This window comes from Antarcticirhabdus aurantiaca (genome assembly GCF_009765365.1).
GTDB lineage: Bacteria > Pseudomonadota > Alphaproteobacteria > Rhizobiales > Rhizobiaceae > Antarcticirhabdus > Antarcticirhabdus aurantiaca.
This window is the reverse complement of the sequence record NZ_VTOM01000027.1, coordinates 29702-48079: the sequence shown is the minus strand read 5'-3', so window position 1 is coordinate 48079 and position 18378 is coordinate 29702. Positions and strand designations below refer to the sequence as shown.

The following is an 18378-nucleotide window of genomic DNA, read 5'->3' as shown; positions in this document are numbered from 1 at the left end:
TCAGTCGTCCTCGGACTCGGTCTCGACGAGCTTCCAGTTGGGATCGCGCGAGCGCGTGTCGCGGGCGAAGGTCCACACGTCGCGCACCTCGACCACGGTCTCCGGATCGCCGTCGACGACCTCGCCGTTGGACTTCAGCACGGCCGAGATCAGCTGCGAGACGATGCGCACGGTGACGAGCGCCTCGCGCTCCTTCATCTCGGCGGCGACGATCGTCGCGTCGTCGATGCCGACGAAGGAGGACTGCATCCGCTCGCCGCGGTTCTCGCGCTCGGCGATCGCCGAGTCGAAGCCCTGGTAGACCTCCGACGACAGGAGGTTCTTCAAAAGCTTGCGATCGCCGTCGGCGAAGCCGGTCACGATCATTTCATAAGCGATTTTCACGCCGCCGAGGAATTCCTTGGCATCGAAGCCCGGATCGGCGTCCCGGATGCGGCGCAGGTCGGCGTTGAGCGCGGTGCCCGGCGCGGCGACGGCGTCGATCGAGGCGTAGGTCGCGGGCGCTTCCTCGGGCCGCGCCTCGGTGCGGCGGCCGGGCAGCGTCACCACGTTGCCGTTCTGCTCGGATGCGGGCGCCGCGGCCTTGTCCGGGCGGGAGAAGGGATCGAAGGGCGGACGCTCGTGGCCGGTGCGCCGCCCAAGCACGCTCCGGAGCTGGAACAGGACGATCACCGCCAAAACAATGAAGAAGATCGTCCCGAAGCTCATCACGCCCCTTGCGCCAAAGTCTGCAACCTGTCGAACGGGCTTCATATAGAGGTGCCGGGCGCAGCATTCAAACGGCGCGTTGCGCTTCCTATCTCCGGTGGAAGCATCCCGGCTTTTTTGCGGTCGCCGGCGCCCACCGGCCCCGCGATCAAAGCGCGGGCATCGAGCAAAGGTTCCGATCCGCCCATGTCCCGAGCTTTCATCCCGTTCCTCTTCCTGCTGATGCCGATCGCCGAGATCGCCGGCTTCATCCTGGTCGGCAACGCCATCGGTCTCTGGCCGACGCTGGGCCTGATCCTCGCCTCGGCCTTTCTCGGCGCGCTGCTGCTGCGCCAGCAGGGCCTCGGCACGCTGCGCCGGATCCAGGAGGAGACCCGCGCCGGTGGCCTGCCGGGCCGCGAGCTCGTTCACGGGCTGATGATCGCGGTGGCGGGCTTCCTCCTGATCCTGCCGGGCTTCATCTCCGACGTCGTCGGCCTTCTCCTGTTCCTGCCGCCGGTGCGCGACCTCGCCTGGCGGCTCCTGAAGCAGCGCATCGTGGTGGTCGCGTCCTCCGAGCGGGGCGTCTGGCGCGGCGGCATGGGCGCGGGTCCCCGGCCGGGCTTCGGCCGCGAGGGCGCGATGCGGCCCCGGCCGGACGTCGTCGACCTCGGCGCCGCCGATTTCGAGCGGCGCGGCGATCCGGCCTCCCCCTGGCACGCCAACGGGCACGACCCGTCGAAGCCGCTGCCGGCGCCGGGCGAGGACGATCCGACCCCGGGACCGCGCACCCTTCATTGACGCGCCGGGCGCGCGCCGCCCCTTGCGGGAAACCGGCTCGGCGGGCTTAAGAGCGTCTAACAGAACCACCGGGCGGAGGGCTGGCGAGGGATTTGACGTCACCGCTAGGAGCCGAGCGCAGCCTATGCAGCGCATAGGCGAGCATCGGCGACGACGTGGTGGCGGCAAAGACCCGCCAGACCGACCCCGCGAGGTTCTGTTAGACGCTCTAAGGCTGCGCCGGACGTGCCAGGCCTGCCTGGCACGCGCGTTTTCCCCGAAGGAGCCGAGCCCATGGCCGAACACGCCGTCATCTTCGACACCGATCCCGGCGTCGACGACGCCCTCGCCCTCCTCTACCTCCACCGCCACCGCGACGTGGAGCTCGCCGGGATCACCACCGTCTTCGGCAACGCCCCGATCGAGCTGACGACGCGCAACGCGCTGTTTCTCGCCGAGCGATGGGGCATCGCGGCGCCGGTCGCGCGCGGCGCGGGCGAGTGCTTCGACACCCGCCGCCCCGCGGGCCGCTTTCCGACCTTCATCCACGGCGAGAACGGCCTCGGCGACATCGACGTCGCCGCCCCCGCCCGCGCGCCCGATCCCCGCCCCGCGCACCGCTTCATCGCGGACACGCTGCGCGCGCGTCCCGGCGCGATCACCCTCGTCGCCGTCGGGCGCCTGACGAACCTCGCCCTCGCGCTTCGCGAGGCGCCGGAGATCGCCGGGCTCGCCCGCGGCGTGGTCGTCATGGGCGGCGTCTTCGCGGGACCGGGCAACGTCACGCCCGCCGCCGAAGCCAACATCCACGGCGATCCGGAAGCGGCCGACCTCGTCTTCGGCGCCGACTGGCCGGTGACGATCGTCGGGCTCGACGCGACCGTTCCCGTGGTGATGACGCGTGCGAGGCTCGACGCTCTGGCGCAAACCGGCGGCGAGGCGGCCCGGCTCGTGCGCGACCTCAGCCAGGACTACATCCGCTTCTACGAGACCCGTATTCCCGACGGGATGGTGGTCCACGACGCGACGGCCTGCGTCGCCCTCACCGACCCCGCGCTGTTCCGCACCCGCCGCGGCGCCGTGCGCGTCGCCTGCGAGGGGCTCGCCGCGGGCATGACCATCCAGAAGCCGGACGGAACGGTCTTTCCGCCGAGCGCGTGGGACGACCGTCCGAGCCAGACGGTCTGCCTCGGCGTCGAGGCGGAGGGCGTCCTGTCCGCCATCGAGCGGACGATCGCCGGAGACTGACCCCTCAGCTCTTCGCCGGGGCTTGGAGCCCCAGCGCCGCCAATGCGTGGTCGGCGACCGCGTCGGGACTGGTGTCGACCGACACGGCGACGCCGTCCTCGCCCAGCTGCAGCGGCTCCAGCGTCGAGAACTGCGAGGCGAGAAGCGAGGGCGGCATGTAGTGGTGGCGCCGCGCCTTCATGCGCGTCTCGACGAGGCCGACCTCGCCCTCGAGCTGAAGGAAGCGCACTCGCACCCCCTCGGCACCCGTCAGGACGTCGCGATAGCTGCGCTTCAACGCCGAGCATGTGACGACGACGTTTTCGCCCTCCGCTCCGCGCGCGGCGATCCAGTCGCGGATGGTGTCCAGCCAGGGCCAGCGATCGGCATCCTCGAGCGGGACGCCGGCCTTCATCTTGTCGATGTTGGCCTGGGGGTGGAACTCGTCGGCTTCGGCGAAGCGCCAGCCCAGGCGCTCCGACAGGAGCTTGGCGGTGGTGGTCTTGCCGACCCCGGACGGGCCCATCACCACGATCGCCGTGCGCCCGATACCGCCCCTGCCCGTGTCGTCCGCCATGCGGGGTCCCTCGAAAACGCGTCCCGTTGTCTGCCCGAGAAGTTGGCGCGCCGGCCCGGATCTCAAGTCCTTGGCCGACGAAACGTCCGCGAGGCCAGCCTCAGAAGGGCTTCACCACCACCAGGATCACGATCAGGACGAGCAGGACGGTCGGCACTTCGTTGACGATGCGCCAGTGCCGGGAGGGCTTGGAGCGCTCGTCGCGGGCGAAGCGCTTCAGCGAGGCCGAGAGGTAGCCGTGGAGGCCCGACAGGAGGAGGACGAGGAAGATCTTGGCGTGGAGCCAGCCGCCCTGGAAGGCGAAGACGTTCCAGGCGAGCCAGAGCCCGGCGAGCCAGGTGACCGCCATGGCCGGGTTGATGATCGCCTTGAGGAGGCGGCGCTCCATGACCTTGAACAGCTCGCTCTCGGCCGAGCCCGGCCGGGTGCCGGCATGGTAGACGAAGAGCCGCGGCAGGTAGAGCATGCCCGCCATCCAGGCGATCACCGCCAGGATGTGCAGAGACTTCACCCAGAGCTGCGCCTCGACCGGGGTCAGGAACAGGCCGACGGCGAGCACCAGGAGCACGACGCCGAGGATCATCCCGGAACGGTCCGGCTTGGCGGAAGGGGAGGCGGTGCGGCTCATGGGGATCCCGGACGCGGAAGGGTTGAATGCTTGGAACCGGTCTAGCCTGTCGGTCGGGGAAGGCAATGGCGCGGCGAGCGGATAAGCGCCGGGACGGACGATTTGCCCGTGATCCCCACTCTCCGGCCGCTCAAGCGCGGCATCGACGCTTCTCCCGTCTCCCGCTGGCGGGAGACGGTCCCGGCAGCGGGATGAGGGTGGTTCCTCCGGAACGCGACGTCGACGGTTCTTTGCAGGCCGCTCCCGCGGCCGACACCTTCACCCGGCCCGCTTCGCGCCGCGCTCCCCCGCCGGCGGGCGAGGGGCGAGCGCCACGTCCTGCCCCGTCGGTGCCCGTCAGCCCCCGCGCACCCGCCGCAGCAGCGCTTCGACGTGCGCGATCGGCGCGTCGGGCGTGATGCCGTGGCCGAGGTTGAACACGAGGGGGCCGCTGCCCAGCGCATCCAGGATGCGGTCGACGCCCTCGTCGAGGGCGCGGCCGCCGGCGATGAGGCGGAGCGGATCGAGGTTGCCCTGGACGGCGCCGCCGCTCTGAAGCGCCTGCGCCTGGCTCAGCGGCACCGACCAGTCGAGGCCGAGCGCGTCGACGCCGGTCTTCTCGCGATAGTTCGTCAGGAGCGCGCCGGCACCCTTGGGAAAGCCGATGATCCGGGCGTTCGGCACGCTCGCGCGCACCTTCTCGACGATCCGCCGCACGGGCGCGACGGCGTAGGCTTCGAAGCTCGCCTCGTCGAGGACGCCCGCCCAGGAGTCGAAGATCTGGACGCAGTCCGCCCCCGCCTGGAGCTGGCGCACGAGGTAGTCGGCGCTCATCTCGGCGAGAAGGAACAGGAGCTCGGTCATGGCTTCGGGATGGCGATAGCCGAAGAGCCGCGCCGGCGCCTGGTCGGGCGTTCCGCGCCCGGCGATCATGTAGGTCGCGACCGTCCAGGGCGCGCCGCAGAAGCCGATCAGCGTCGTTTCGTCCGGCAGCTCGCGGCGCAGGCGCGCCACCGTCGCGATCACCGGGGCGAGGTGCATGTCGGCGCCCGAGGGATCGAGCGAGGCGATCTCGTGCGGGGCGATCGGCTCCATGCGCGGTCCCTCCCCCGCCTCGAAGCGCACGCCGCGCCGGAGCGCGTCCGGGATCACGAGGATGTCGGAGAACAGGATCGCCGCGTCGAAGCCGAAGCGGCGGATCGGCTGGAGCGTCACCTCCGTTGCGAGGTCGGGATCGTAGCAGAGATCGAGGAAGCCGCCGGCCTTCGCCCGGAGCTCGCGATATTCGGGGAGGTAGCGCCCCGCCTGCCGCATCAGCCAGACCGGCGGGGGCGAAACGCTCTCTCCCGACAGGACCCGGAGGAGCCTGCGCTCTGCCATCGGCCGTTCCTTCCCTAAAATAGAGATTCTAGAAAATCTGATTTCTGATTCTAAGAGTCGGTGGATTGCGGGAATCCACAGGCTCGTCCATTGGCTTGCCGAACGCGTCGACGCCCCCTCTTGGCGATAGAGGTCGCCGGGGACCATCTGTCAACAACGGGGGCGGCCGGGCGGCGAGGCCCGGCGCGTCAAAGGCTTGCGGCCTCCGCGACTTGTCCGACAAGGCTGGGGACGACACTTGTCAGACAGGGGCCGTCGACCCCGCCGATACCCAGATCGCTCCACAACGCCGATACAAGCGTTCGCGGCCGTGCATTGTTGGGGAATCGTCACTTTTCCGCCATGTCGGGCGCGGCCGGCCGCATTGCCCCTGTCTCTCCCGTCTTGCCCACAGGTGGCCGGAGAATCCTGAGAACAAGGCCGGCCGGGGCTTGCGAAGCTCAAGCGAATCGAGTCCGCCCCGGGCGCCCCGGGCGCCCCGGGCGCCCCGGGCGCCCCGGGCGGCGAAGCGGTGGTCTTTCGGCTGCGGCGCGTTTATCTCTCGAAGACACCCGGATCGATGCGGGACACGAAGGAGGACACCCATGACGCGACCCATCCTGCTCGCTTCGGCGAGCGTTCACCGGGCGCGCATGCTGGAAGCCGCCGGCATCGCCTTCGAGGTTCGAGCCAGCAGCCTCGACGAGCGCGCGATGGAGGCGCCGCTCAAGGAGACCGGCGTGTCGCCCGACGACCTCGCCGCGATCCTCGCCGAGGCCAAGGCGGTCTCCGTTTCGGAAGGGGCGCCGGGCGCGGTGGTTGTCGGCGCCGACCAGACGCTTTCCTTCAAGGGAGAGGTCCTCCACAAGCCGGACACGATGGAAGCCGCGCGTCGCCAGCTCCTGCGCCTGTCCGGCGAAACCCACCGGCTGCACAGCGCCGCGGTGATCGCCGAGGACGGCGTGTCCGTGTGGCGGCACGTCGAGACCGTGTCGATCACCTTCCGCCAGCTCGACCCGGCCTTTGTCGGCGAGTATCTGGCGAGCGTCGGCGAGGCGGCGCTGACCAGCGTCGGCGCCTATCAGATCGAAGGGCGTGGCATCCAGCTCGTCGAGCGCATCGACGGCGACTTCTTCTCGATCGTCGGCCTGCCCCTGCTGCCGCTTCTCGCCGCGCTTCGCGAGCGGGGTGCGATCGATGGCTGACGCGAGCCGCGACGAGACCTGGACGCCCGCTCCTTACATCAGCGGCGCGGCGCGGCCGCGCGGGGAGAACTCGATCTTCGCCCCCCGCGACGGGGCAGCGTCCGAGGGGCCGCGCGCCTTCGTGACGGGCTGGCCGGTCTGGCATTCGCGCTCGCCGACGATCCACGGCACCTGGCTGAAGGAGTTCGGCCTTCCCGGCTCCTATTCCCGCCTCGGCGTGCCGCCGGAGGAGATCGACGCCTTTCTCGCGGGGCTCCGGCCCGGCGAATGGGTGGGCGGCAACGTCACCGTGCCGCACAAGCTCGCCGCCTTCGCCGCCGCGGGGCGGATCGACGGGGAGGCCGAGGCGATCGGCGCGGTGAACACGCTCTGGTTCGAGGGCGACACGCTCGTCGGCGGCAACACGGATGCCTACGGCTTCGCGGCCAACCTCGACGACCGCCTGCCCGGCTGGGTCGACGCCCGGTTCGCGACGGTGATCGGCGCAGGGGGCGCTGCGCGGGCCGTGGTCCACGCGCTGGTCTCGCGCGGGGTTCGCCACGTCGCGATCCTCAACCGGACGCCGTCGCGCGCGCAGGAGCTCGCCAACCGCTTCGGGACGCGCGCCAGCGCGCACGGCGAGGACGCGCGCGAAAGCCTCCTCGCCCGCACCGACCTCCTCGTCAACACGGCGGCGCCCGCCCAGAAGCCCGCGCAGGAGGCGGACGCGCCGCCGCCCTTCGCCGCCCCCGCCGCCCCGACGCTGCCGGATCTCGCCGCCCTTCCCGACGGGGCGCTGGTGACCGACATCGTCTACGTTCCGCTGGAAACCCCGATCCTGACGGCGGCGCGCGCCCGCGGCCTCCGGACGGCGGACGGCCTCGGCATGCTTCTCCACCAGGCGGTGCCGGGCTTCGAGCGTTGGTTCGGCCGGCGCCCCGCCGTGTCGGACGCGCTCCGCGCCCGCATCGTGTCCGATATCGAAAGCGGTCTTTAGATCCATGGACGAGTCCCCGGAGCGGCCCGGCGCCGCGAACCCCTACCCGCACCCCTACGCCACGCCCGCCAATGACGGCGGCTACCGCGCCTCCCGTCCCCTGGAGCCCGACCTTCTGGCTCTGTTCGAGCGCTATGCCGGCGGCTTCGACGATTTCGACGAGGAGGCCGTCGCGAACTGCTTCGCCTATCCCACGACGATCTGGCAGAACGGGCGCGGCAACGTCTTCAACGACGCGGACGAGCTGATCGAGAACATCGAGGCGCTGTTCGACGTGTTCGAGGGCGAGGAGATCGTCCGCTCGACCTTCACCGTCACCGACTGGCGAGCCTCGGGCGACAGCGCCTGGGCCGTCCTGTTCTGGCGCCAGGAGCGCGAGGACGGCGAGGCGGCGCTCGCCTTCGAGTGCCGCTACGCCCTGATCCGCGCGGCCGAGGACCGCGACGACGAGGACGAGGACGAGGGCGTGCGGGACGCCGACGGCGACGAGGCGGGCGAACCGCCGCTGCGCGGCGGCGGCTGGCGCATCGTCCTCGCCATGCTCGCCTGATGCGGGCCGGCATCGTGATCGTTCTCGGCCTCACCGGCTCGATCGGCATGGGCAAGTCCACCACCGCGGCCATGTTCGAGGCCGAGGGCGTTCCCGTTTACTCCGCCGACGCCGCCGTTCACCGCCTGTATGCCGGGCGCGCGGCGCCGCTCGTCGAAGCCGCCTTTCCCGGCACGGTGCGAAGCGGCGTCGTCGACCGGGAAGCGCTTGCCCGCGCGGTTCTCGCCGACCCGGAGGCGCGCCGCCGCCTCGAGGCGATCGTCCATCCCATGGTGCGCGAGGAGGAGGAGGCCTTTCTCGCCGCGGCCCGGGAGGCCGGACACCCGCTCGCCGTCCTCGACATCCCGCTCCTGTTCGAGACCGGCGGCGAGGCGCGCTGCGACGCGGTCGTCGTCGTCACCGCCCCGAGCGAGGTCCAGCGCGCCCGCGTCCTCGCTCGCCCCGGCATGACGCCGGAGCGCTTCGACGCCATCCTCGCGGCGCAGATGCCCGACGCCGACAAGCGCGCCCGCGCGAGCGTCGTGATCGACACCGGCGGGGGCCTCGACCCGGCGCGCGAGGCCGTGCGCGCGGTCGTCGCGCGCTATCGGGACGGTGATCCGCCGGCTCAAGCCGCTGATCGCAAACGAGGATGATCGCTTTCCGCCTTGACCCGCCGGTCGCTCCATGCGAACGAAGAGGGAACATGGCGCATCATCCGTGGAAAAGCCTTAAGCCTTCTTCGCCAGACTTGCCCCCGCTCCCCGCTTCGCCCAGAACCGGGGCGAAGGAGCAGGGCGGCATGCGCGAGATCGTCTTCGACACCGAAACCACCGGCCTCGAATTCGAGCACGACCGGGTGATCGAGATCGGCGCCGTCGAGCTCTGGAACGGCATCCCGACCGGCAAGACCTTCCACCACTACATCCGTCCCGAAGGGCGCAAGGTCCATCCGGACGCCCTCGCCATCCACGGCATCTCCGACGAGATGCTGGCGGACAAGCCGCTCTTCGGCGAGGTGGTGGAGGCCTTCGAGGCCTTCTTCGCCGGCGCCCGGCTCGTCGCCCACAACGCCAGCTTCGACATCCGCTTCCTCAACGCCGAGATGACGCGGCTCGGCCGTCCGACGCTGGACGGCGCCGTGGTCGTCGACACGCTGCAGATGGCGCGTCGCAAGTTCCCGATGGCGCCCGCGACCCTCGACGCGCTGTGCTCGCGCTTCGGCGTCGACACCTCGCGCCGCGACAAGCACGGGGCGCTTCTCGACTCCTGGCTTCTGGCGGAAGTCTACATCGAGCTGATCGGCGGCCGGCAGGCCGCGCTCGGCCTCGTCCAGCGCAACGAGGACGGACAGGGCGGCGACGGCGAGGCGGCGGTCGCCACCGTCGGGCCGCGCCCCGTGCCGCTGAAGCCCCGCCTCGACGCCGACGCGGTCGAGCGCCACCGCGCCTTCGCCGCGACGCTGAAGCCCGAGCCGATGTGGTGGGACTATTGGGGCCGCCCGGAAGCCGAAACGCGTCAGGCGGCGGAGTAGCCGCGCGCTCCCGGGCCTATTGGACGGCCGAGCAGCGGGTTTCGCTGCGCTTCTCGGACGTTCCCGCGGCGAAGGAGAAGAACCAGCGCGCGTCGATCACCGGCGTCAGGCCGGCCGCGAGGGTTTCGGCGTAGTCGGGACATGCGCTGGGATCGGCGCCCTCCTCCGTCGCCCAGTAGTCGACCCCCTCGCCCGTGACCGCCTCGATCTCGATGTCGTCCGCGACGAGCGCGTTCGTGTCCGCGTCGAGGTCGGCGACGATCAGGCGGCTCTGCGGGCCGGTGCTCGCCTCCATCACGAGGAAGCGGTCGGACAGGGCGCTCACGGTGAGCGCCTCGTCGGGATAGCGGCTGGACAGGATCCGGTCGCCGGCGCGCGGCTCGTAGCGGCAGGGCTCCCCCGCCGGCGGGAGGGCACCGGGGCCAGCGGCGCGGATCAGGATGTCCGATCCGCTGTCGTCGGCCCGCCACTGCGCCTCGACGGCGAAGCGCGTCGAGGACAGGCAGACGGGCTCGGGCCCGTCGCCTTCGTTGAGGCTGATGCCGCTCTGGGCGAGAACCGGCCCGCCGCACAAGGGCAGGACGAGGGTGAGAAGCGCCGCGAGACGGCGACGCGCTGCCGAAGACGACATCGAAAGATCCCCCTCGCGCACCGGACCCCCGTCCGGCGCTGCGCCGCGCCTTGCCTCAGACCGTCTGCACCTGCTGGCGGGCCCGCTCCTCGGCCATGCGCTGCTGGAAGAGCTGCGCGAAGTCGATCGGGTCGATCATCAGCGGCGGGAAGCCGCCGTTGCGGGTGGCGTCGGCGATGATCTGGCGCGCGAAGGGGAAGAGCAGGCGCGGGCACTCGATGAACAGGAAGGGCAGCATGTGCTCCTGCCGGACGTTGGCGAGGCGGAAGACGCCGCCATATTCCAGCTCGACGTGGAACAGCATGTCCTTGTTCTCGCCCGCCTTGGCGTTGAGCGTCAGGCGCACGTCGAACTCGCCCGTGCCCCCGGTCACCGGATTGGCTTGGACGTTGACGCCGATGTTGATGTTCGGGTTGGTGCGCGGGGGACCGCGCAGGACTGCCGGCGCATTCGGGCTCTCGAAGGAGAGGTCCTTGATGTACTGCGTCAGGATGCTGACGGCGGGCGCTGCGCTCGGCGCCTCGGCGGTGCTGCCGTTGGCGGTCGCGTGATCGTTGGTGTCGGACATGGGGTCTCCCGAAGAAGCGCTGCGGAGCCGGCGAGGCGATGCCGGACGGGCACCGCACGCCGCCGTGGAAAACCGCCCGGGCGCCCGCGAACCGGAGCCGGGCGGCGTCGGAAACGTCGCGGGAGCGCTAGCACGCGGCCTTAGGGCCCCGCAAGGCGAGGTCCCGGCCCGGCCCGCCGGCGGCCGAGCGGTTCCGTTGCGCCGCCCGCCACCCGATCTTCCGCTTGCGCCGCGCGATTCCCGCGGCTATATGCCGTGATATCCCGCCTTTGGTGGCGTCGATCGGCCGGATCGGTCCCGCATCGCCGCCCCGCGTTTCGCGAACCGCTTTTCCCGCATCATCCCGCGACGACGCCGCACCCTCCCCTGAACGACCATGCCCCCGTTCGCGCCCCTGCGCCGCGTTCCGGGGCGGAGCCATAGTCCCCATGTCCGAGATCAAGCTCCAGGACCTCAAGAACAAGAGCGCCGCCGACCTCGTCGCCTTTGCCGAGGAGAACGAGGTCGAGAACGCCTCCGTGCTCCGCAAGCAGGAGCTGATGTTCGCGATCCTGAAGAAACTGGCCGCCCAGAACGTCGACATCGTCGGCGAGGGCGTCGTCGAGGTCCTCCAGGACGGCTTCGGCTTCCTGCGAAGCCCCGAGGCCAACTACCTCCCCGGCCCCGACGACATCTACATCTCGCCCTCGCAGCTGAGAAAGTTCCAGCTGAAGACCGGCGACACGGTCGAGGGCCAGATCCGCTCGCCGAAGGAAGGGGAGCGCTACTTCGCGCTCCTCAAGGTCAACACGATCAACTTCGACGATCCCGAAAAGATCAAGCACAAGAGCCACTTCGACAACCTGACGCCGCTCTACCCGGATGAGCGCTTCAAGATGGAGCTCGCCGACCCGACCTCCAAGAAGGACCTGTCGGCCCGCGTCATCGACCTCGTCGCCCCGCTCGGCAAGGGCCAGCGCGCGCTGATCGTGGCGCCGCCGCGCACCGGCAAGACGGTGCTCCTCCAGAACATCGCCCACTCGATCACCGCCAACCATCCCGAGTGCTACCTCATCGTGCTGCTCATCGACGAGCGCCCCGAGGAAGTCACCGACATGCAGCGCTCGGTGAAGGGCGAGGTCGTCTCCTCCACCTTCGACGAGCCGGCGACGCGCCACGTCCAGGTCGCCGAGATGGTGATCGAGAAGGCCAAACGCCTCGTCGAGCACGGCCGCGACGTCGTCATCCTCCTGGATTCGATCACCCGCCTCGGCCGCGCCTACAACACGGTCGTTCCCTCCTCCGGCAAGGTGCTGACCGGCGGCGTCGACGCCAACGCCCTCCAGCGCCCGAAGCGCTTCTTCGGCGCCGCGCGCAACATCGAGGAAGGCGGCTCGCTCACCATCATCGCGACCGCGCTCATCGACACCGGTTCGCGCATGGACGAGGTCATCTTCGAGGAGTTCAAGGGCACGGGCAATTCCGAGCTCGTCCTCGACCGGAAGGTCGCCGACAAGCGCATCTTCCCGGCCATGGACATCCTCAAGTCCGGCACGCGCAAGGAGGACCTCCTGGTGCCGCGCCAGGATCTCCAGAAGATCTTCGTCCTGCGCCGCATCCTGTCGCCCATGGGCACCACGGACGCGATCGAGTTCCTCAACGACAAGCTCAAGCAGACGAAGTCCAACGCCGACTTCTTCGACTCCATGAACACCTGAGCCAAGTGGCATGAGCGATCCCGCCGCCCCGGCCCTTCCGCTCTACGTCGCGCGCGTCGCGGCGGATGCGCAAGCGCGCGGCGTCAGGATCGCCATCCGCGAAACCGTCCGGTCCGCCCGCTCGGCGGAGGAAGCCGCGCAAGCGGTCGGCGCGCGGGTCGGGCAGATCGTCAAGACGCTTGTTTTCCGCGGGCGGGACACCGGCGCGGCCTACATGCTGCTCGTCTCCGGCGCCAACCGCGTCGACGAGGCGAAGGCGGCCACCATCCTCGGCGAACCGATCGAGCGCCCGAACGCCGCCTTCGTGCGCGAGGCCACGGGCTTCGCCATCGGCGGCGTCTCGCCCTTCGGGGCGTCGCGGAGCCTGCCGGTCCTCATGGACGAAGCCCTCTTCGCCTTCGCCACCGTCTGGGCCGCCGCCGGATCGCCGACCCACGTCTTCGAGATCGTGCCGCTGCAGCTGCGCTCGGCCACCGCCGCCCGCCTCGTGTCCTTCTCTGCCGGGTAAGGGCTCGGGCGCGTGTGGCGGGGCTGCCGCCCCGGGCCCCGCCCGGAAAAGAATTCCCGGACCCTTCTTTTCATTTGGGCACATTTCCGATCAGCCGAGGGGGCTCTGCCCCCTCGGCTGATCGGACACGCCATATGAAGAGGGGTCCAGGGGAAATCATTTCCCCTGGCCGGGGTGCAGGGGACGGCGTCCCCTGCCATACCCGCGGATGAGCCCAACCCTCGGCCGGAAGGTGGTGTGATGGAGGATACGATCGTCGCGTTGTCGTCGGGGGCCCTGCCCGCGGGGGTGGCGGTGGTGCGGGTCAGCGGTCCTGCGGCGCGGCGCGTGGCCGAGCGGCTGGCCGGCACCCTGCCCGAGCCGCGCCGGGCGAGCCTCCGGCGCATCCGCGACGAGGCGGGCGCCATGCTCGACCGCGGGCTCGTCCTGTTCTTTCCCGGCCCCAACAGCGCGACCGGCGATGACCTCGCCGAGTTCCACCTCCATGGCGGGCGCGCGACCGTCGCCCGCTTCGTCGAAGCCGCCACGAGCCTGCCGGGCCTGCGCCTCGCCGAGGCCGGCGAGTTCACCCGCCGCGCCTTCGTGAACGGGCGCATCGACCTGACGGAAGCGGAAGGCCTGTCCGACCTTCTCGCCGCCGAGACCGAGCGCCAGCGTCGCGCGGCGCTGCTCCAGGCGGAAGGCGGCTCGCGGCGGCTCTTCGAGGATTGGGGGACACGCCTTCTCCACGCTCGCGCCCTGATCGAGGCGAGCTTCGACTTTTCCGACGAAGGCGACGTCGGCGAGGGCGTCGACGCGGGCGTGCGCGCCGAGGTGGCAGTGCTTGCCGCCGAGATCGACGCACACCTGAGCGGCGCGGCGCGCGGCGAGATCCTGCGCGAGGGCTTCCGTGTCGCCATAGCCGGCCCGCCCAATGCCGGCAAGTCGAGCCTTCTCAACGCGCTCGCCCGGCGCGAGGTCGCGATCGTCACGCCCGTTCCCGGCACCACTCGCGACGTCCTGGAGGTCACGCTCGACCTTGCCGGCCTCCCCGTCCGCCTTTTCGACACCGCGGGCCTGCGCGAAACGGCCGATCCCATCGAGGCAATCGGTGTCAAGCGCGCGCGAGAGACCATGGAGCGCGCCGACCTCGTGCTCTGGCTGGACGCCGCAGACAGCGCCGAGACGGAGGCTGCGGCCATGCTTCACGTGAAACAGAGCGGGCCTGGCGAGCCGCGTCCGACCTTGCGCGTGCGCTCCAAGGCCGATCTCGCGGCGGCGGCGCCCGTGGGAGCTTACGACCTGGCGATCTCGGTGCGCACGGGCGCCGGCCTCGACGCTCTTCTCGCGGCGCTCGCCGCCCGCGCCGACGCGGCGGCGGGTGCGGCGGACGCGCTGCCGCTTCAGGCGCGCCACCGCGCCGCCCTCGTCGAGACGCGGCGCGCCCTCGCCGATTTCGCGCGAGCGCCGGATCTGCTACCGGAGGTGGCGGCCGAGATCCTGCGCGAAGCGGCCGACCGGCTCGGTCGCCTGACCGGCCGCACCGACGTCGAGGATCTCCTCGGCGTCATCTTCTCGCGCTTCTGCATCGGGAAGTGAGTGTCATGGGCGACGAACGCTTCGCTTTCTCCATCCGCGCCGCCGAGCCGCGCGACGCTGAGGGCCTCGCGGCGCTTTCCAACCTGCCCGGCTACCGCTTCGGCACGCTGCGCCTGCCCTTCGACACGGCCGAGGCCGTGCGCAAGCGCGTCCTCGGCGAAAATCCCAACATGACGCTGATCGTCGCCGAGGCGGAGAACCGGATCGTCGGCAGCGCCTCGCTGCAGCGGTACACCGGCCGCCGCGCCCATGTCGGCGCGATCGGCATGGGCGTTCACGACGACCACCTGCGCCGCGGCATCGGGCGGGCGCTTCTGTCGGCGCTGACCGAGCTCGCCGACGACTGGCTCGGCCTCGTCCGCCTCGAACTCGAGGTCAACACCGACAACGCGGCGGCGATCGCCCTCTACGAGGCCGCCGGCTTCGAGATCGAGGGCCGCGCCCGCCAGTCGATCCTGCGTCAGGGCGTCCTCGTCGACACCTTCGCCATGGCCCGGCTGCGGCCGGCGCCCGGGCCGGTTTCCTCGTCCGCCTGAGGGTTCAGCGCGGACCGGGCGGCGGGAGCTTGGACGAAGGCTCCGCGATGTCGAGCCCGTCATAAACGTCGCGAAGGGTCAGCGCGGCTTCGATGGCCGCGAGATCGACGACCGCCTCGAGACCCGCAAGCGCGGTGAGCTCCCACTCCTCGTCGCCGGTGCGGCGCCACCAGTGCAGAGCTTCCGCCACATCCTGCTCGACATAGACAATGTGACGAAGGCTCGGCAGCTTCCGGTACTCGGCGTCCTTCACCAGGAGGTCGGACGAGCGGGTGCTCGGGGACAGAACCTCGAACACGACCACCGGGATCGCGGCATGGTGCCCCCGCGGCTCGCGCTTGCCGCAATCGACCCCGACATCCGGGCGCCGGATGCGGTCCGACCCGGTCTTGACGCTGCCATCGGCCGTAAACGGCCGACACGGCGTCCCGCGCAGCTTGGCCTTCAAGTCGCCGATGATGTTGACCACGATGTCGTCGTGCCGGTTGCCGGCGCCGGCCATCATGCGGTGCCGTCGCGGAAATCCGTCCACCAGCTCGTAGCGCTCGCTCTGGCGCTCCTGCCAGGCGAAGAACTCGTCGAGGGTCCAGGGTCGGGGGGATTGAACCGAACTCACGTGCCACCCGCTTCGCGCCGCTTCCGGCGCATCATACGGGATCGCACCGCTTGTTGCTGCGAAAAGGTGGTGCCGCTCTTCGATTGACACCGTCCCCGCCCTCCGGCTTAACCCTTTCGCCATGACATCTCAGTCCTTCGATCTTTCCTTCGACGTCGTCGTGATCGGCGGCGGGCATGCGGGCTGCGAGGCGGCCGCGGCCGCGGCGCGCACCGGCGCGCGCACCGCGCTCCTCACGCATGCCTTCGCCACCGTCGGCGCGATGAGCTGCAATCCGGCGATCGGGGGCATCGGCAAGGGCCACCTCGTGCGCGAGATCGACGCGATGGGCGGGCTGATGGGCGAGGTGGCGGACGCCGCCGGCATCCAGTTCCGCCTGCTCAACCGTTCCAAGGGCCCGGCCGTGCGCGGACCCCGCACCCAGGCCGATCGCAAGCTCTACCGCGAGGCCATGCAGGCGGCGATCCGCGGCCAAGCGAACCTCGAAATCGTCGAGGGCGATGCGGCGGACCTCGTCCTGGGGGAGGACGGCACGCGGGTCGCCGGGGTCGAGCTCGCCGACGGGCGGCGGATCGCGGCCGGCGCGGTGGTGATCACCTCCGGCACCTTTCTCAACGGGCTCATCCACATGGGCGACCGGCGCATTCCGGCCGGCCGCATCGGCGAGGCGCCATCGACCGGCCTGTCCGCCGCCCTCGCCCGGCTCGGCCTCAAGCTCGGGCGGCTGAAGACCGGCACCCCCGCCCGCCTCGACGGGCGCACGATCGACTGGGCGAGCCTCGACCGACAGGCGGCGGACGCCGATCCCGTGCCCTTCTCCTATCTCACGACGCGCATCGCCAATCCGCAGATCGAGTGCGGCATCACCCGCACCACGCCCGAAACGCACCGGATCATCCGCGACAGCCTGCATCTCTCCGCGCTCTACTCCGGCGCCATCGAGGGGGTGGGACCGCGCTACTGCCCCTCGATCGAGGACAAGATCGTCAAGTTCGGCGAGCGCGACGGCCATCAGGTCTTCCTGGAGCCGGAAGGGCTCGACGACGACACGGTCTATCCGAACGGCCTCTCGACCTCGTTGCCCGAGACCGTCCAGGAAGCCTTCCTGCGCTCCATGCCGGGGCTGGAACGGGTCTCCATCCTGAAAGCCGGCTACGCCATCGAATACGACCACGTCGACCCGCGCGAGCTGCGCGCGACGCTGGAGACCCGCGCCTGCGCCGGCCTGTTCCTCGCCGGCCAGATCAACGGCACGACGGGCTACGAGGAGGCGGGCGCGCAGGGGCTCCTCGCCGGGCTCAACGCCGCGCGCCGGGCGGGCGGCGCCGAGCCGGTGACGATCTCGCGCAGCGACGCCTATCTCGGCGTCATGGTCGACGACCTGACGCGCACCGGCGTGTCGGAACCCTATCGCATGTTCACCAGCCGCGCCGAGTTCCGCCTGAGCCTTCGCGCCGACAATGCCGACCGGCGGCTGACGCCGCTCGGGCTCGAACTCGGCCTCGTTGGGGAAACGCGCGCCCGCGTCTTCGCCGAGACGGAGACGGCGCTGGCCGCCGCCCGGCAGACGCTGGAAGCGCTGAGCCTCACGCCGACCGAGGCCGGCCGCGCCGGCCTTCAGGTCAACGGCGACGGCCGCCGCCGCTCGGCCTGGACGCTGTTGTCGCAGCCGGGCACGGACCTCCAGCGCTTGTCGGCCATCTGGCCGCAGCTCGCCGACATCCCGCCCAAGCTCGCCGAGCGCGTCGAGATCGAGGCGGGCTACGACGTTTATCTCGACCGCCAGCGGCGCGATCAGGAGCGGCTGCGGCGCGACGAGGCGAGGACGATTCCCGCTGACTTCGACTTCGCTGGCCTCAAGGGGCTGTCCAACGAGCTGCGCCAGAAGCTCGTCCAGCGCCGCCCCGCCTCGATCGCGGAGGCCGAGGGCATCGACGGCATGACGCCGGCGGCCCTCGCCCTCGTTCTCGTGGCGCTCCGCCGGGGAGCCCTCACCCATGCGGCGTGAGGCCGGCAACGCGCGCGGCCGCGACACGCGCACCGCGCCGCGCCAGACCAAGCGGGTGGCACGCCCCTCCAAGAGCCTGATCGCCGCGACCCAGGCCGAGGAGCGCGAGGCCGTGCTGCAGCGCTTTTCCGTTTCACGTGAAACGGCCGAGAAGCTCGACGCCTACGCGGCCCTTCTTCAGCGCTGGCAGGCGGCGATCAACCTCGTCTCGCCCGCCAGCCTGCCGCACCTGTGGACGCGCCACATCGGCGACTCGCTGGCCCTCCACGCGGTCGCGCCCGGCCCGCTTCGCTGGACCGACATCGGCTCGGGCGGCGGCCTGCCGGGCCTCGTTCTCGCCATCTGCAACAGGACCCGCGAGGGCGCGCGCGTCGATCTCGTCGAGAGCAACAACAAGAAGGCCGCCTTTCTGCGCGAGGCATCGCGCGAGCTCGGCCTGCCCGTTGCCGTCCACGCGGTCCGCATCGAGGAGGCGGGGGCGGTGATCGCCGGCGCCGAGGCGGTCAGCGCCCGGGCCCTTGCTTCGCTCGACGTGCTTCTCGGCTTCGTCGCGCCTCATCTTAGCCCGAACGCCGCCTGCTTCTTTCCCAAGGGCGAAAGCTTCGAGGCGGAGATCGCGCAAGCGTCTGCCCAATGGCGGTTCGACATGGTAAAGCATCCGTCAACGACGGGCGGCGAGGACGCTGCGATCCTCGAGATCCGAAACGTCGCGCGGCTCTAGAAAAAAGCCGCTTCCGAGACAATCCGGCGCGCGC

General features: G+C 70.9%; 20 protein-coding genes. 13 read left to right on the top strand and 7 right to left on the bottom strand.

The genetic code is table 11. The features are described 5' to 3' along the window. Positions 1-708: a Tim44/TimA family putative adaptor protein gene (locus tag FZN60_RS24570; RefSeq protein ID WP_158876215.1), complete on the bottom strand. Its 708-nt coding sequence runs from the start codon at positions 706-708 to the stop codon at positions 1-3. A gap of 186 nt (positions 709-894) precedes the next feature. Here FZN60_RS24570 and FZN60_RS24565 point away from each other — a divergent pair, with 186 nt between their 5' ends. Beyond that, entirely contained in the window at positions 895-1488 is a 594-nt protein-coding gene (locus FZN60_RS24565; protein WP_158876213.1) for an FxsA family protein, read from the top strand. A gap of 273 nt (positions 1489-1761) precedes the next feature. Then, positions 1762-2715 carry a nucleoside hydrolase gene (locus tag FZN60_RS24560; RefSeq protein ID WP_158876211.1) on the top strand — a complete coding sequence of 318 codons (954 nt, stop codon included), beginning with the start codon at positions 1762-1764 and terminating at the stop codon, positions 2713-2715. Between the two features lie 4 nt (positions 2716-2719). Here FZN60_RS24560 and FZN60_RS24555 read toward each other — a convergent pair whose 3' ends face one another. The 3 genes from FZN60_RS24555 to hemE all read right to left on the bottom strand — a co-directional run bounded on the left by FZN60_RS24555 (position 2720) and on the right by hemE (position 5258). Next, positions 2720-3271 carry a gluconokinase gene (locus tag FZN60_RS24555; protein WP_246727155.1) on the bottom strand — a complete coding sequence of 184 codons (552 nt, stop codon included), beginning with the start codon at positions 3269-3271 and terminating at the stop codon, positions 2720-2722. Between the two features lie 100 nt (positions 3272-3371). Continuing rightward, the gene (gene hemJ / locus FZN60_RS24550; RefSeq protein ID WP_158876209.1) at positions 3372-3899 is read right to left on the bottom strand and encodes a protoporphyrinogen oxidase HemJ; all 528 of its coding nucleotides are present in this window, start codon (positions 3897-3899) and stop codon (positions 3372-3374) included. A gap of 336 nt (positions 3900-4235) precedes the next feature. Next, a complete protein-coding gene (gene hemE, locus FZN60_RS24545) occupies positions 4236-5258 on the bottom strand; it encodes a uroporphyrinogen decarboxylase (RefSeq protein ID WP_158876207.1) in 1023 nt (340 codons plus the stop codon). 584 nt (positions 5259-5842) lie between these two features. Here hemE and FZN60_RS24540 point away from each other — a divergent pair. The 5 genes from FZN60_RS24540 to dnaQ all read left to right on the top strand — a co-directional run bounded on the left by FZN60_RS24540 (position 5843) and on the right by dnaQ (position 9481). Next, on the top strand, positions 5843-6442 hold the full coding sequence (locus FZN60_RS24540) for a Maf-like protein (protein WP_158876205.1): 600 nt from the start codon (positions 5843-5845) through the stop codon (positions 6440-6442). Then, on the top strand, positions 6435-7418 hold the full coding sequence (locus tag FZN60_RS24535; protein ID WP_158876203.1) for a shikimate dehydrogenase: 984 nt from the start codon (positions 6435-6437) through the stop codon (positions 7416-7418). The genes FZN60_RS24540 and FZN60_RS24535 overlap by 8 nt, the downstream gene beginning before the upstream one ends. Before the next feature lie 4 nt (positions 7419-7422). Beyond that, positions 7423-7968 (top strand): hypothetical protein, encoded by a 546-nt coding sequence (locus FZN60_RS24530; RefSeq protein WP_158876201.1) that lies wholly within the window; start codon positions 7423-7425, stop codon positions 7966-7968. 14 nt (positions 7969-7982) lie between these two features. Then, positions 7983-8603 carry a dephospho-CoA kinase gene (coaE, locus tag FZN60_RS24525; RefSeq protein WP_158876275.1) on the top strand — a complete coding sequence of 207 codons (621 nt, stop codon included), beginning with the start codon at positions 7983-7985 and terminating at the stop codon, positions 8601-8603. Positions 8604-8749: 146 nt separating this feature from the next. Next, complete coding sequence (gene dnaQ, locus FZN60_RS24520) at positions 8750-9481, top strand: DNA polymerase III subunit epsilon (RefSeq protein WP_158876170.1); 732 nt, start codon at positions 8750-8752, stop codon at positions 9479-9481. 16 nt (positions 9482-9497) lie between these two features. Here the strand turns inward: dnaQ and FZN60_RS24515 are convergent, their stop codons facing one another. Together FZN60_RS24515 and secB are read right to left on the bottom strand one after the other, a co-directional pair. Beyond that, positions 9498-10112: a hypothetical protein gene (locus FZN60_RS24515; protein ID WP_158876168.1), complete on the bottom strand. Its 615-nt coding sequence runs from the start codon at positions 10110-10112 to the stop codon at positions 9498-9500. 55 nt (positions 10113-10167) lie between these two features. Next, positions 10168-10680 (bottom strand): protein-export chaperone SecB, encoded by a 513-nt coding sequence (gene secB / locus FZN60_RS24510; RefSeq protein WP_158876166.1) that lies wholly within the window; start codon positions 10678-10680, stop codon positions 10168-10170. A 428-nt stretch (positions 10681-11108) separates the two neighbouring features. Between secB and rho the strand changes: the two genes are divergently transcribed. The 4 genes from rho (at position 11109) to FZN60_RS24490 (ending at position 14999) form a co-directional block, all read left to right on the top strand. After that, positions 11109-12377 carry a transcription termination factor Rho gene (rho, locus tag FZN60_RS24505; protein ID WP_158876164.1) on the top strand — a complete coding sequence of 423 codons (1269 nt, stop codon included), beginning with the start codon at positions 11109-11111 and terminating at the stop codon, positions 12375-12377. A 10-nt stretch (positions 12378-12387) separates the two neighbouring features. Further along, the gene (locus FZN60_RS24500) at positions 12388-12885 is read left to right on the top strand and encodes a YbaK/EbsC family protein (RefSeq protein WP_158876162.1); all 498 of its coding nucleotides are present in this window, start codon (positions 12388-12390) and stop codon (positions 12883-12885) included. 240 nt (positions 12886-13125) lie between these two features. Then, entirely contained in the window at positions 13126-14463 is a 1338-nt protein-coding gene (mnmE, locus tag FZN60_RS24495) for a tRNA uridine-5-carboxymethylaminomethyl(34) synthesis GTPase MnmE (RefSeq protein ID WP_158876160.1), read from the top strand. A 5-nt stretch (positions 14464-14468) separates the two neighbouring features. Then, positions 14469-14999 carry a GNAT family N-acetyltransferase gene (locus FZN60_RS24490; RefSeq protein ID WP_158876158.1) on the top strand — a complete coding sequence of 177 codons (531 nt, stop codon included), beginning with the start codon at positions 14469-14471 and terminating at the stop codon, positions 14997-14999. A gap of 4 nt (positions 15000-15003) precedes the next feature. Here FZN60_RS24490 and FZN60_RS24485 read toward each other — a convergent pair whose 3' ends face one another. Then, positions 15004-15615 carry a Uma2 family endonuclease gene (locus FZN60_RS24485; protein ID WP_158876156.1) on the bottom strand — a complete coding sequence of 204 codons (612 nt, stop codon included), beginning with the start codon at positions 15613-15615 and terminating at the stop codon, positions 15004-15006. A gap of 121 nt (positions 15616-15736) precedes the next feature. Between FZN60_RS24485 and mnmG the strand changes: the two genes are divergently transcribed. Together mnmG and rsmG are read left to right on the top strand one after the other, a co-directional pair. Beyond that, positions 15737-17623: a tRNA uridine-5-carboxymethylaminomethyl(34) synthesis enzyme MnmG gene (gene mnmG / locus FZN60_RS24480; RefSeq protein WP_158876154.1), complete on the top strand. Its 1887-nt coding sequence runs from the start codon at positions 15737-15739 to the stop codon at positions 17621-17623. Further along, entirely contained in the window at positions 17613-18344 is a 732-nt protein-coding gene (gene rsmG, locus FZN60_RS24475; RefSeq protein ID WP_158876152.1) for a 16S rRNA (guanine(527)-N(7))-methyltransferase RsmG, read from the top strand. Before mnmG ends, rsmG begins: the two co-directional genes overlap by 11 nt. Positions 18345-18378: the final 34 nt, after the last annotated feature.

Coding starts and splice junctions, on each gene's coding strand:
- FZN60_RS24570 (WP_158876215.1), bottom strand. CDS start 708: ATGAGCTTCGGGACGATCTTCTTCATTGTTTTGGCGGTGATCGTCCTG.
- FZN60_RS24565 (WP_158876213.1), top strand. CDS start 895: ATGTCCCGAGCTTTCATCCCGTTCCTCTTCCTGCTGATGCCGATCGCC.
- FZN60_RS24560 (WP_158876211.1), top strand. CDS start 1,762: ATGGCCGAACACGCCGTCATCTTCGACACCGATCCCGGCGTCGACGAC.
- FZN60_RS24555 (WP_246727155.1), bottom strand. CDS start 3,271: ATGGCGGACGACACGGGCAGGGGCGGTATCGGGCGCACGGCGATCGTG.
- hemJ (WP_158876209.1), bottom strand. CDS start 3,899: ATGAGCCGCACCGCCTCCCCTTCCGCCAAGCCGGACCGTTCCGGGATG.
- hemE (WP_158876207.1), bottom strand. CDS start 5,258: ATGGCAGAGCGCAGGCTCCTCCGGGTCCTGTCGGGAGAGAGCGTTTCG.
- FZN60_RS24540 (WP_158876205.1), top strand. CDS start 5,843: ATGACGCGACCCATCCTGCTCGCTTCGGCGAGCGTTCACCGGGCGCGC.
- FZN60_RS24535 (WP_158876203.1), top strand. CDS start 6,435: ATGGCTGACGCGAGCCGCGACGAGACCTGGACGCCCGCTCCTTACATC.
- FZN60_RS24530 (WP_158876201.1), top strand. CDS start 7,423: ATGGACGAGTCCCCGGAGCGGCCCGGCGCCGCGAACCCCTACCCGCAC.
- dnaQ (WP_158876170.1), top strand. CDS start 8,750: ATGCGCGAGATCGTCTTCGACACCGAAACCACCGGCCTCGAATTCGAG.
- FZN60_RS24515 (WP_158876168.1), bottom strand. CDS start 10,112: ATGTCGTCTTCGGCAGCGCGTCGCCGTCTCGCGGCGCTTCTCACCCTC.
- secB (WP_158876166.1), bottom strand. CDS start 10,680: ATGTCCGACACCAACGATCACGCGACCGCCAACGGCAGCACCGCCGAG.
- rho (WP_158876164.1), top strand. CDS start 11,109: ATGTCCGAGATCAAGCTCCAGGACCTCAAGAACAAGAGCGCCGCCGAC.
- FZN60_RS24500 (WP_158876162.1), top strand. CDS start 12,388: ATGAGCGATCCCGCCGCCCCGGCCCTTCCGCTCTACGTCGCGCGCGTC.
- mnmE (WP_158876160.1), top strand. CDS start 13,126: ATGGAGGATACGATCGTCGCGTTGTCGTCGGGGGCCCTGCCCGCGGGG.
- FZN60_RS24490 (WP_158876158.1), top strand. CDS start 14,469: ATGGGCGACGAACGCTTCGCTTTCTCCATCCGCGCCGCCGAGCCGCGC.
- mnmG (WP_158876154.1), top strand. CDS start 15,737: ATGACATCTCAGTCCTTCGATCTTTCCTTCGACGTCGTCGTGATCGGC.
- rsmG (WP_158876152.1), top strand. CDS start 17,613: ATGCGGCGTGAGGCCGGCAACGCGCGCGGCCGCGACACGCGCACCGCG.